The following is a 12,155-nucleotide window of genomic DNA, read 5'->3' on the forward strand; positions in this document are numbered from 1 at the left end:
CCCTCTCGAGTTCAGGGCTAAAGCCGTCTAGTGTTGTTTTTATTATTTTCACTGTCTACTTGACAGGGGGCAATTCATTGGTTCCGTGCTTTTTATATTTCTACCTGCAGACTTTCATATAAAGCAGTGATTTCCCCTTGAATAATGGGGTAGCGTTTCAGGGTCGGAACACTTGAAAGCTTTGGCGCTCGCTTTTGCTCTGCTGCTGCGGCTAGCTGAGCAAATGTTTCCTGAAGCTCTCGCTTTTCCGTTTCTGACAGCTCATATCCTTCATACGACGCAAGAAGCATATAACCTAACTGCTGCGTAGCGACAACTGCCGGCCACAGTCCTTCGAGCTTGACGGCCGTTTTAGAATATTCTCCAATCACATTATCATAAAGCGCCCGAAGATTAACTAGTTCCCCTTGAAGCTTATTTCTTTCTTGTTTAATTCTTTCTTCATCTTGTTCAGTGCTTAGCATTTCTAAAAATTGTCCTTCTTTTCGAATGACATCTCCAAGTAAATACGGCAGACGAAGCGAAGAAGCTCGTTTAAAAACTAATACCGTACCGACCACTCCAATAACAGAACCAATAACAATATCAATCACTCGAGCGGACGTAAAGTAGCTAATCGCTTTGTCCGGATGACCGCTTTCAGCAATTAAAAGAGCATTCGGTGTGATAAAAAGCGTACCGAGCGCGTAGTTTTTAACAATCACAATTTCAATCGTTGACTGAAGCACAAAGACAATGAGCGCAATGACAATTCCCGTTGGTTCAAGCATGAGAATCCCGGTTCCAATTAAAATACCTAAAATGGTTCCGACAGAGCGTTGAATACCTCGCTGAACCGTTGCACGAACGGTTGCCCCAAGCATCACTCCTGCACACGTGAGAGGAATCCAGTAAGACCTTGGAATGTCTGTCGTGTAGGCAACAGCTGCGGCGATAATCATAATAATTCCGTAGCGCAAAGCGTTTTTAAGTACATACGAACGTTTGTGAAAAGCAGCTTTTAACCGTGCTTTTACGCTGCCTTGTGAAAATTGAATATACTCCGTTTCTTTTAATTCCTTCATTTGAAGAACGTCGTTTACATCTAGTAACAATGTGCGCAGCTCTTCTTTGATGGACAGCTCTTCAATTTCTTCTCGCACGTCTCGAATTTTTTTATGTTTTTTTAACGTGGCCATTTCGGATGCGAACGTTTCAATTACCGCTTGTGCTTTTTTCGAAACAGCCGGATTAAAATCATTCGCAGCGGCCATCACAAAAATAAACAGCCCTTCAGCTTTTTGGTTTAATAAAAACAGGCGGTGAGAAAACGATGATTTTTTTCGATTAATTTTCGCTTGTTTCATTGCTGTTTCCGCTGCCCGAAGCTCTACAACCGTTTTGTGCTGCTCAGCGTGAAACGATTCCGTGCCAAGTGATCCAACAAATGAAGCTAGCTGCCTATAAGCTTTCGCCACAGCGGCCGTTTCAGGACCGCGCGGATTAATAAGCCAGCCGCTCATGCTAATACACCAAGATAGTGCTCCTCCTAAAAAAACGAGACCTGCATGCAAAAAAACTGCCTGTAAATTCGGAGCTGGAATGCTTGTACTCACTGCAAATGAAAGGACAAAAAACATCGCGGAGGGTCCCGGAATTTTTAAAGCTCCGAAGATATAAACCGATACGGCTCCAATCACACCAAATAAAATAGTTTTCATCCACTCCACGTCAGCAAATAACGAGCCTAGCGTAAAGCACAGCGTAACGCCAAGCAAAGCTAAAAATAACTTAACGGCACGCTGCGCGTAAGGTTCATCTTTTGTATACAAATATGTAAAGCCGCCAATACTTGCAATGAGTCCGTACTGCAAATGATCAAACAAAATTCCTATTAAAATCGGCAAACTTGAAGACAAGCCCGAGCTGATTCCTCTTACCCACGGAGAAGAAGCGTGGTTAAAGCGAAAAGCAGCTTTGATTCCCGGCGCTTTTGGAGAAGCCTCAATTTTATGATGAATTTCCGTATGATTATATGTTGGTGACTTTTTGTCATCACTCACCTTGACCTCCTCCTTTCTCTTCATATATCTTTCCTGTTCTTAAAACGAGATAAACCTAAAAAGCGCTGTTCCTATCCGTATTGTGTTTAGGAACAGCGCTTTTTATCCTTATGAGCAGCGTACAGTAAAAACAAAAAGCAGATGAAACGAATGTCTCATCTGCTTTTTACTAACAGCTCTACTGCTTCTTTTACTAAGTTTTCGGTATTCTCGCCTTTTTCAATGCTTTCTCTTACGCATTGTTCAAGGTTTGTGCTGACAATAACACCCATCGTGCGATCAATTGCGCTTCTGGCTGCTGAGAGCTGTGTCACGATGTCGCGGCAGTCTTTTCCTTGTTCCATCATATTCAAGACGCCTTTTAACTGACCTTCAATTCGTTTCAAGCGATTTTTAACTTGCTTATCATATTCCATCATACTACTACCTCCGCTCATGCATGATTGCGTTTCTTGCTTTTAAGCTATACGCAAGAAGTAAATGTATACACAACTTTATACCTATTAGGGTATGATGTCAAGTAAAGGAAATTGACTCTTTTTTTCACCTAGGACTCACCCACATGCAAATATACACTTCACACTGCATTTAATCTGAATCGTAAGTAGATAAACATCAGAAAGTATAACTCTCAGAATATTATGGGGGCTTTTTACATCTTACAGACAAGACAAAATGATCATTTTTACATAATTGTTAATACTTGTTTACACCGTATTTATTGTCCTGTAATCTAAACTTAGCAATCTGAGAGTATAGTTAAGCTGTAAAAACGACTACACTGGAGGTTTGAGATGAGTACATACGGGGAAAAATTAATGGCAAGTCTATTCATTATCATTGCATGCGTTTTAGGGTTTATAGGACATGCAGCGTTTTTAGCTCCTGAAAAAACGGAAGCCGAAGTAAACTATGATGCAACGCTTTATTTTCCACTGGACCGATATCCTGAAACGGGTGATCATATTCGCGACGCGATTGCCGCTGGTCACTCTTCCGTTTGCACAATTGATCGCGACGGTGCTGAAGCGAATCGGGAAGAATCGCTGAAAGGATACCCAACAAAAACAGGATATGACCGCGATGAATGGCCAATGGCTATGTGCGAAGAAGGCGGAGCGGGAGCTGATATTCGCTATATTTCACCTTCTGATAACCGCGGAGCGGGCTCATGGGTTGGAAATCAATTAGAACAATACCCAGATGGTACACGCGTACAATTTATCGTGCAATAATAGCTGAACAAGCTTTACTTTGAAGAGGTGAAAAGATGAAAACAAAATGGAAAGAACAAGAGCTAACGATGTCATATCATCAGTTTACGCTGTTTCAAAAAGGACAGCCAAAGCCCCATCACGACTGGAGTGATGAAGATATTCAAAAAGGATATGTCGCAGATGATAAAGCCATTTCGTTTGAAGCCGTTTCGAACACAAAAGCCATTGTCGAAGTGTGGGTAAACGAAACTCCAGACGCATCACAAGCTGAAAAGACGACTCGCCTTCCATTTCACGTCGAAAGCGATGGCATTGAAATCAAAAGCGTCCTATCTGAAGCCTTAAGCTATGATATTCCAAAAGGATATTATTACGTTACATGCCTGACCATTCCTCTTCAAGAAAAAACAAACTCAGGCCTTTATTTAGTGAAGTATTTGCTGCATTTTGAAAGTCAATAAAAAAAGACGACCTACTGTAGACAGTTCAGGTAATATACAACACTAATAACTCATAAAAAGCTCAGAGCGATATATAGCTCTGAGCTTTTTGGTGCAAGATACTAAAATATCCATCCGTTAAAGACCATGCCTAAATTAATAATAAAATGAAAAACTACGGCTGGGTATATGCTTTTCGTCTTTAAAACGACAAATGTATAGAAAAGTCCAACAAAAGAAAAAAGTAAACTTGTTACCACAGGAATTCCTATTGATATGTGCAAAAGACCGAATCCAATACTCGTAATAAAAACAGCGTAAAAAGTCGATAGACTGCTTTTTAAATGAGATAACATAATTCCTCTCCAAAGCACCTCTTCTAAAATTGCATTTATAATTGAGAATACTATACCGTATATGACGAATGATTTTGTATAGCTTATATCTTCAGCGAATAGTAAAGGTACAAAAATTGTAGCCGAACCAATTAGACCAAACAGTAAAAAATACGTTAGTTTAATTGAATGATGTGGCATCACTATACGTTTCTGCCAGTCTGGTAATGATGCAAAAAGAAATACCTTTTGCTTGGACAATAAAATTGAAAGCAATAGTCCACCTATGATAAACAAAAGTAAAACTCTGTTTACAATGATTTTCATCTCTTTAGATAGATCCCATTCAATGAAATAATTGCTTCCTACTTGAAACATACATGTCCCTACTAAAAAGAATAGAAACAGAGAAACAGTTGAACGGTATTTAGAGGTTAAAGCGTAGATAAAAAGCAAGCCTATGATGGGCAACATTCCTGCAGCAAATAACTTATAAGAAATAAGAATAATACCCGAGAAAAATAAACTTATCAAAGAGGTGAGTAATACATTTATTCGTAAATATTGGATATAAAAATCCTCCTTTCACTGTCTTTCTAATTCGTTTTATAGTAGTGGAAACTTAATCAAACAATTTTTATTTTGGCAATGAACAGGAGCTGACTCCATATAAATAAAAAATCGAGGGTAAAACCTTTGCGATTTCACCCTCGATTTTTCGTACTACTATTTCAGACACTCAAGACACTGACCGTTCTCTGTTTATTTACCGTTGTATTCATAAGTTTCTTTATTTGATATAAACGGGCTAATTTCACCAAGTGAGAACAGGTGGAGCTCATGCATCGCTCTTGTGCATGCTGTATAAAATAAATTTCTCTCATATTCATCCTGATAACATTCACTCGAGGCATTGTAAATGATGACTGCATCAAACTCAATTCCTTTTGCTAAGTAGGCTGGCAGGACAAGCATGCCTTTTTCAAATGAACTTGTTTCTTTTGTCAGCAGCCTTGCAGACATCGAATCAGGCAGTGCTTGGAATGCTTCTCGGCTTTCTTCAGCAGTTTTGGCAATCACAGCAATTGTTTTATAGTTTTGCTGCTTCAATTCATTAATTTTGTTTATAATTGCGTCATGCAGATCTTTGACGTTACCTGCAGCCGTCAGGGTCGGCTTCGCTCCGTCTCGATTAAACGGATCGATTAAATGGCCGTTTGCCACCATATCCCTTGAAAACTCGACAATTTGACGCGTTGATCGATAGCTTCTTGTAAGAGTCAGCGTTTCTGCTTCTTTCTCTTCGTACAGTTCGCTTGAAAGAATGGTCGGTGCGTTCAAGGCGTGCGCATAAATCGCTTGATTCAAGTCTCCAAGCAGCGTCATTCTAGCATGCGGAAACAGCTCTTTTAAAAACGCTAGCTGAAACGGTGAATAATCTTGTGCTTCATCAATAAACAAATAGCGAATGACAGGATTGGCTTTTCGCCCTTCAATTTGATCTTTTATATACAAGTAAGGCGTTACATCTTCATAAGACAGCTTCATGTTCATAACTCTTTCCACCGTGTTTTTAGCTGTTTCGTCCCATCCTTCTACATGTGAAAAAAGGTGATGTCTTTCAAACAGCTGCATATAGATACGACGAATGTCGATGAATTTAAGCTGCTTGATGGCCTGCTTAATAAATTTCATTTTCTTAGCTACAACGGCTTTGGCTAAATACGCTTGTTCCCGGTCAAAGTCATCAAATGAGCTTTCGGTATAGCCTTCCTTTTTCTGCAGGTGCTGATAGGCCTCGACATAATCTTCTTTTTCTAAAAGCTGAATTTCTTCTTGAACCCAATCTTTTTTACGTTCAAGTTTTTCAAGCTGGTTGATGAGCTTAAGCGCCCACTCGGCTACGAGCTGCATTCTGTTAGGAATGGAAATTCCCGTATCAAGCGAATAGAAATAAGATAACAAACGCCGAGCAGATAACACGATTTCGCCGCGAAACTTAATGTTTTTAAAAATGATGTCTTTAGTAGACAGCTCTTCGATATACGCATCTACCTGCTTTTTAAATTCACGGCTTGCTTTGTAGCGGATTTCCTGCATTTTTTGTTTTTTTGCCGCAGCATCTTTTTCCGTTAATAAATATTCAATTTGAACGAACAAATCCTCCACGTCAAACTCGTTTCCTAACCGTCCGTCGGCATATTGCTGAAACGTTGTTTGTTTCATATTGTCTTCTCCAAGCTCCGGAAGAACAGTTGAGACGTAGCTGTTAAAAAGCGGATTTGGCGAAAACAGCATCATATTTTCTGCAGTCAGCTGCTTTCGATGATGATAGAGAAGATAAGCCACCCGCTGAAGAGCTGCAGACGTTTTACCGCTCCCTGCTACTCCTTGGACGATCAGCACTTTATTTTTTTCATTTCGAATAATTTGGTTTTGTTCTTTTTGAATGGTCGCTACAATACTTTTCATTTGACTGCTTGCGTTGTGTCCGAGCACTTCTTGAAGCAGCTCGTCTCGAATGGTAATTCCTGTATCAAACATGCTTTTAATTACGCTATTTTCGATAATAAACTGACGCTTTAGCTTCATCTCGCCTTTTATCGCTTCACCTGGCGTTTCGTACTGCGCTTTTCCCGGTGAATAATCATAATAAAGACTCGAAATAGGCGCACGCCAATCATAAATTAAAAACTCTTCATCTTTTTGATCCATTAAAGAGCCCACGCCCACATAAACAGCTTCCGCTTCTTTTTCACCATTCTCTATAAAATCAAAACGTCCAAAATAAGGGGATTGCGTTAGCTTTTTTAATGTTTTTAATTGATCATACGCTTGTCTATGGGTAATTTCACGTTCAGCTAAAAGTTCTGCCTGCTGCTTAATGCTCGTAAATGTCTCAATCACGTCATCCGGCTCATCCATATTAACCGTGACATCGTCCCAAAACGTGCTTCGCAAATCGACAATTTCGCCTTTTACGCTTCCTACGCTTTTGCCTATTTTTTCAGCTTTTTGGCTGATTTCTTCGACTACCCAATCAACTCGCTGCTGTTCTTCTGTTAAATTTTTATCTTTCACTTATCCACACCCCTTACACACGTTACCCGATAACAAAACTTGTTACCGGGTAAAAGCGATCATTGTTTATTTTTTCAGAGTCTACATACTTCCCTACTGAGTTCGTAAATCCCTGCTATGTAACCATATTATGTCTTAATTTCCACCGTTAGTATACTGAAAAATAATGAGCTCCACAACAAAAAGGGCTGAGAAAGTCTCAAGCCCCTTATCTTTATAAGTTGTTTCTCTACTTATTAGCTATTACTGTTTCCAAAAAGTTAGCAGATGAATGATGGCTGACACCACTTCTACCCCTTGAAACGCCAGTAAACCTGCTGCTGCCGCTGTAAACAATCCGACTACCGCTTCTTTAAAAATGAATGGCATTGATACCAGCTCCTTTGCTTATTTAAAATAAGTAGATTTGTTATCATTCTACTCCTTTTTTCAGAATTTTCAATACCTTTTTATCAACAAAATGAAATAAAAACGCTTTCACTTTATAAAAATAAAGTGAAAGCGTTTTTTAAGCTTCCTTTTCTAATGCGTTCAGCGCAAGCGAATAGTCCAACCCTTTTCCTTTTTGCACAATATGCTGCACTTTACCCATGTTGCATGCTTCTTGCGCACTAACGGTCATACCGTTTGTTAACTTCAGCTGCACAGGTTCTTCTGCAATTCGTACGTCGCATGCTAAAGCTAACTCATACCCTCCGCCAAACGTAAAGTTTGTAAGAAGCGCAATCGTTTGTTTGGAGCTCCATGAAATGCGATGAAAAATCGCTCGAGCTGTTACTGCATGAATCGGCTGATAAAGCCTTCCTGTTTCTTCACGCAGGAAAGAAGTTGTTCTATGATCGCCGTTCATTTTATAGTACTCTCCCATAAATACAATAGATCCAACCGACGCATCGTGCTGCAGCTCATTCATCGTTTCTTGCAGCTCATACATAACTTCACTGTTCAAACGATTAAGCATCGACTGATTCATTCGTACAACCGCCACGTGATTTCTTTTTTCTACTTTGATAAATCTTTTCATCGTTCCTCCGCCCTTTCCCCTGTCGTCCTTTATAAATAAAGCGCTTTCAAAATATTTCGCTTTTTAATAGAAAAATTATTTTCATAGTTTCATCATACAACAAACTCATAATTATTTCCATTACTTTTTTAATTTTCCGTCAATAATTCCATGAATCATTTCCATGTTTTTATCAAATAAGACGTGCTATAGTATAGACAGCACAAATGCAGCTGGACTCACGGATAAAAGGAGTAATCACTATGAAATACGACTTAACAAAATGGGAGCCTCACGGCTATTCTTGCCCTGTGGAAGCAGCCGTTGATGTAGTCGGAGGCAAATGGAAAAGCGTCATTTTATATCAATTATCGAAGGAACGCCGGCGCTTTAATGAACTGCGCAGACTCATTCCAGGCGTGACGCAGCGAATGCTGACGCTGCAGCTTCGTGAACTTGAGCGGGACGGAATTATCCACCGCGAAGTCTACAAACAAGTTCCGCCTAAAGTAGAATATTATTTAACGCCTTTTGGAGAAACTCTCATTCCTATTATCGAGCTGATGTTTAAATGGGGATATGATCATACGGATAAAATTGCTGAAGCGAGAATTCAGGCAGAGAAAGAGTAAAAAGCACGCAAAGCGTGCTTTTTTTATACATGTTTACGAATCAATAATTCTTCTAACCCGTACACAAACGTGCTTTCAATCGGCTTTAACTCAAATGCCGGGCTCCAGTCCATATGCGGATAGCGATCAATCAGCTCAGCCAGCATAATCTTTGCTTCGATTCGAGCAAGCGGTGCTCCTAAGCAAAAATGAATCCCTCTTCCAAATGCCATATGCACATTTGGTTTTCGGTCGATTTTAAATACATCTGGGTCTTCAAAGTACTGCGCGTCTCGGTGCGCGGATCCCATCCATGGAATAACGTGTTCGCCCGCTTTTAGTTTTTGACCGGCAAGAGTCACATCTTTTTTTACGATTCGGTGAAGAGCCTGAACCGGTGAACGATAGCGAAGAACTTCTTCGATCGCAGAAGGCAAAAGCTCTTTCTCACGTTTGAGATGTTCAAAAGAATCCTTATCTTCCATTAAACAATAAATCGTATTTGAAATTAAGTTCGTAGTTGTTTCGTTTCCTGCAATCAGCAGCAAAATAGAAAAACCGACAATCTCTTCATCCGTTAGCTGTTTCCCTTCTTCTTTTGCCTGAAGAAGCACGGAAATAATATCATCTCCTGGCTGCGTCCGTTTTTCTTCAATGATTCGATAAAAATAAGTTTCTAACTCATCGTTTGCTTTCATTTTCTCTTGCTGCAATTTTTCGAGCGTTTCACGTTCATTATTCGATGGACCCGCTACGATAATATCCGACCAGTCTTTAAACTGGCGCTGATCTTCTATCGGGACGCCTAAAATATCGGCAATTACCATAACCGGAAGCGGATAGGAAAGATGCTCAACTATATCAATATCTTCAAGATGCTCAACTTCTTGTAATAATTCAGCGGTAATGCGCGCAATTTTAGGCTCCCATGCTTTCATTGCTTTAGGCGTAAAAGCTTTATTAACAAGCGCTCTCATTTCAGCATGCTTAGGCGGATCAATATTAATTAGGCTTGTTCCTAGAGCAGTTTGTCTTTGGTTTTGTGGAGGTCTTCGATCAGAAGAAAAAATATTTTTTTGTTCTAGCACTTCTTTGACTCCAGCATAGTGAAAAACATCCCATACCTGCCTTTCTTCGTCCCATTGCACAGGCGCGCTGTTTCTCATCTCTTCATACCATGAAAAAGGATTAAAGCGCTCTTCTTTTGATTGAATCGTATTCACTTGACGGACGATTCCGTTTTCTCTTTCGGTTTTCATGTTAAAACCTCCCCGTATCGTTCAAATAGACTGACTATGTAGTCATCTATGACCAAATAGTACCATATATACGAATTTCCTTAAAAATGATAGCTGTATATTTTAGTAAAAATGAATCGATAGAAGTATATATTTTACAAAAAAGGGTAGGCGCATAGCGCCTACCCTTTTTAAGAATAATGTTCTTCTGGCTTTTGTAATCGGTTGTCTAACGCGTACGCGCCGCTTCCTGCTAGAATCACATGAAGCGAAACAGCAAAAAGGGCAATCTCAAGCTCATAGCCGCCTGTAAAACCAGCACCGCTTTTCGCTGTGAAAATAGCGCCAATCATCACGATCGCAAACAGAACACCTATTAAGCGCGTTTGAAACCCAAGAATCATAGCGGCTCCTCCTACGAATTCAATAACAGCAACTGCGTAAGCGAAAAACGCGGGAATCCCCATGCTGTGGAAAAAACCGACCGTATTATCAATACCGCTTTGAAATTTGCCAAGTCCATGAATAAAAAACGTTAGTCCTAACATAAGACGAAGTAAAAACGTTCCAAGCTGATAGCTTTTCATTTCTTTTCCTCCTTTTTTACTTTTGTCTGCACATGTAACAATTTTAGTTACAACTGTGAACAAATTCAAGAGGTTAGAACAGAAAAACAAGATATCAGCAAATTTCTTTACCTCATTTTAAACATTTTTTTGAAAATAAGACCATGCTTCCTGCTCAGTCACGCTGAAGATAAGATAGAAATGCAAAAATATGATCCTGAATAATGAGTTCTGCCGTAGCAGAATGGCTCTTTAATGATAAGTGTTCAGAATATCGAAATCGGTTAAATTTATTTACATCAACATGGTGAACGGCCTGCACATGAAACCCCCCTACTATGGCTTTTACTTGGGCAAAAGGCGGTACAGCAAGAGATTCGGGCTCAATTTTCTCGAGGCACTCTCTGCTTATGGCATGAGGAACAGCTGTCATGGAGCTCATTAATAAATCTTTTCTTCCTATTGTCTCGTTCAACACGTACTTCCACCCCTGGACCACATGCGTGAGCTTTTCTTCATCTTCACATATGTTTAAAGCTACATCGACACCGCTCGCTACCGCTGCAGCAAACGGATACAACTCCTGAGCTGAAAGAACAAAGTCCCCGTCTATGAAGAGAAGAATATCTCCCGTTGCTGCAAGTGCTCCTGCAGCTCTTCCGCAATCATGCCCTAACCGCTCATCGTAAACAATAGTTTTAACACCCTGTTCTTTGGCATACTTCTCCGACTGATCCGTAGAGCCGTTAATCACAACAATAATTTCTAACGGTTCAAGTTTTCTTGCTTCTGCAATCACTTGTTTGAGTGTTTGTTCTTCGTTGCAAACCGGAATAATAACAGAAAGCTGTTTACCTCCATAAAAAGAAGATAATCTCCCCCAGCCGTGCTCAACAACTGGAAGAGGCTGTGCGAGCATATCCACTCGCCTTTTACGGTGTGACGCAAACGTATAATATGTTTGAAGAAGCTGCTGGTAGGATTGAATTCGTTCTCTGCTACGCAGCGGCCGATCAAACGGACGAAAGCTTCCCTTTCCCTGCGTTTCGATCGTAATATGCGAGCTTACACGATACTGTGTTAAGAACGTCACAAATAAAGAAAGAGGCGGCAACTCCCAGTGGTTCTTTAATACGCTTACTAGCACACCGTAAGGCGCTTTTAAACAAGCGTTGGCACGATGAGGCTTTCCAAGTGCATGATGCAGAACCGTACTCCACGTCAGCTCGCTGCGGTTAAAAGCATTCATCTTTGTTTTTTCCCACTTGTTTAGCACCACATCGCTATGTTCAAATAACAGCGGCTGAACAAAACGCTCAAGCTCGGAAGCCGAAAGAATAATATCGCCGTCTACAAATAAGACGGCATCTCCTTTAGCAGCCTTTGCCCCTTCCATTCTCGCTTCATGTGGAGAAAGGCGTTTTTCTACTACTTTTACCGTACATCCCTCTTCTTTCGCTATTTTAACTGAAGCATCGGTACAGCCGTTTGCAACTATGATAATCTCAAGCACGTTCACTTTTTTAATTTGTTTAAGCACGCTTTTTAGCGTTTCTTCTTCATTGTAAACGGGCAGCACGACAGAAAGAGTTTTCATTGATATCACCCCTAAAAAAAGAACC

12 protein-coding genes are annotated in these 12,155 nt (G+C 40.2%); 3 read left to right on the forward strand and 9 right to left on the reverse strand.

Going from position 1 to position 12,155, the window contains the following annotated elements; translation table 11 throughout:
* Window positions 1-92: 92 nt before the first annotated feature.
* The gene (locus WKH56_RS00005; RefSeq protein WP_047750005.1) at window positions 93-2,042 is read right to left on the reverse strand and encodes an FUSC family protein; all 1,950 of its coding nucleotides are present in this window, start codon (window positions 2,040-2,042) and stop codon (window positions 93-95) included.
* Window positions 2,043-2,197: 155 nt separating this feature from the next.
* The gene (locus tag WKH56_RS00010) at window positions 2,198-2,458 is read right to left on the reverse strand and encodes a metal-sensitive transcriptional regulator (RefSeq protein WP_013058561.1); all 261 of its coding nucleotides are present in this window, start codon (window positions 2,456-2,458) and stop codon (window positions 2,198-2,200) included.
* Between the two features lie 378 nt (window positions 2,459-2,836).
* On the opposite strand from WKH56_RS00010, the gene WKH56_RS00015 reads away from it, so the two are divergent.
* Both WKH56_RS00015 and comJ read left to right on the forward strand, forming a co-directional pair.
* Window positions 2,837-3,277: a NucA/NucB deoxyribonuclease domain-containing protein gene (locus tag WKH56_RS00015; RefSeq protein WP_221832134.1), complete on the forward strand. Its 441-nt coding sequence runs from the start codon at window positions 2,837-2,839 to the stop codon at window positions 3,275-3,277.
* A gap of 35 nt (window positions 3,278-3,312) precedes the next feature.
* Entirely contained in the window at window positions 3,313-3,720 is a 408-nt protein-coding gene (comJ, locus tag WKH56_RS00020) for a competence protein ComJ (protein WP_033579939.1), read from the forward strand.
* A gap of 101 nt (window positions 3,721-3,821) precedes the next feature.
* On the opposite strand, the gene WKH56_RS00025 is transcribed toward comJ, so the two are convergent.
* The 4 genes from WKH56_RS00025 to WKH56_RS00040 form a co-directional block, all read right to left on the reverse strand.
* Window positions 3,822-4,412 (reverse strand): CPBP family intramembrane glutamic endopeptidase, encoded by a 591-nt coding sequence (locus WKH56_RS00025; RefSeq protein WP_221832133.1) that lies wholly within the window; start codon window positions 4,410-4,412, stop codon window positions 3,822-3,824.
* 384 nt (window positions 4,413-4,796) lie between these two features.
* Window positions 4,797-7,115, reverse strand: coding sequence for an RNA polymerase recycling motor HelD (gene helD / locus WKH56_RS00030; protein WP_221832131.1), 2,319 nt, complete (start codon window positions 7,113-7,115; stop codon window positions 4,797-4,799).
* 243 nt (window positions 7,116-7,358) lie between these two features.
* Window positions 7,359-7,484: a hypothetical protein gene (locus WKH56_RS00035; RefSeq protein ID WP_016765178.1), complete on the reverse strand. Its 126-nt coding sequence runs from the start codon at window positions 7,482-7,484 to the stop codon at window positions 7,359-7,361.
* Window positions 7,485-7,623: 139 nt separating this feature from the next.
* Window positions 7,624-8,139, reverse strand: a complete 516-nt coding sequence (locus tag WKH56_RS00040; protein WP_221832129.1) for an enoyl-CoA hydratase/isomerase family protein — start codon at window positions 8,137-8,139, stop codon at window positions 7,624-7,626.
* Between the two features lie 242 nt (window positions 8,140-8,381).
* On the opposite strand from WKH56_RS00040, the gene WKH56_RS00045 reads away from it, so the two are divergent.
* Complete coding sequence (locus WKH56_RS00045; RefSeq protein WP_013084552.1) at window positions 8,382-8,750, forward strand: winged helix-turn-helix transcriptional regulator; 369 nt, start codon at window positions 8,382-8,384, stop codon at window positions 8,748-8,750.
* Between the two features lie 23 nt (window positions 8,751-8,773).
* Here the strand turns inward: WKH56_RS00045 and WKH56_RS00050 are convergent, their stop codons facing one another.
* The 3 genes from WKH56_RS00050 to WKH56_RS00060 form a co-directional block, all read right to left on the reverse strand.
* Window positions 8,774-9,988, reverse strand: a complete 1,215-nt coding sequence (locus tag WKH56_RS00050) for a cytochrome P450 (RefSeq protein ID WP_342834705.1) — start codon at window positions 9,986-9,988, stop codon at window positions 8,774-8,776.
* 170 nt (window positions 9,989-10,158) lie between these two features.
* Complete coding sequence (locus WKH56_RS00055; RefSeq protein WP_048019962.1) at window positions 10,159-10,554, reverse strand: DoxX family protein; 396 nt, start codon at window positions 10,552-10,554, stop codon at window positions 10,159-10,161.
* A gap of 154 nt (window positions 10,555-10,708) precedes the next feature.
* Window positions 10,709-12,130 carry a glycosyltransferase family 2 protein gene (locus WKH56_RS00060; protein ID WP_221832127.1) on the reverse strand — a complete coding sequence of 474 codons (1,422 nt, stop codon included), beginning with the start codon at window positions 12,128-12,130 and terminating at the stop codon, window positions 10,709-10,711.
* Window positions 12,131-12,155: the final 25 nt, after the last annotated feature.

Source organism: Priestia sp. SB1, assembly GCF_038898415.1.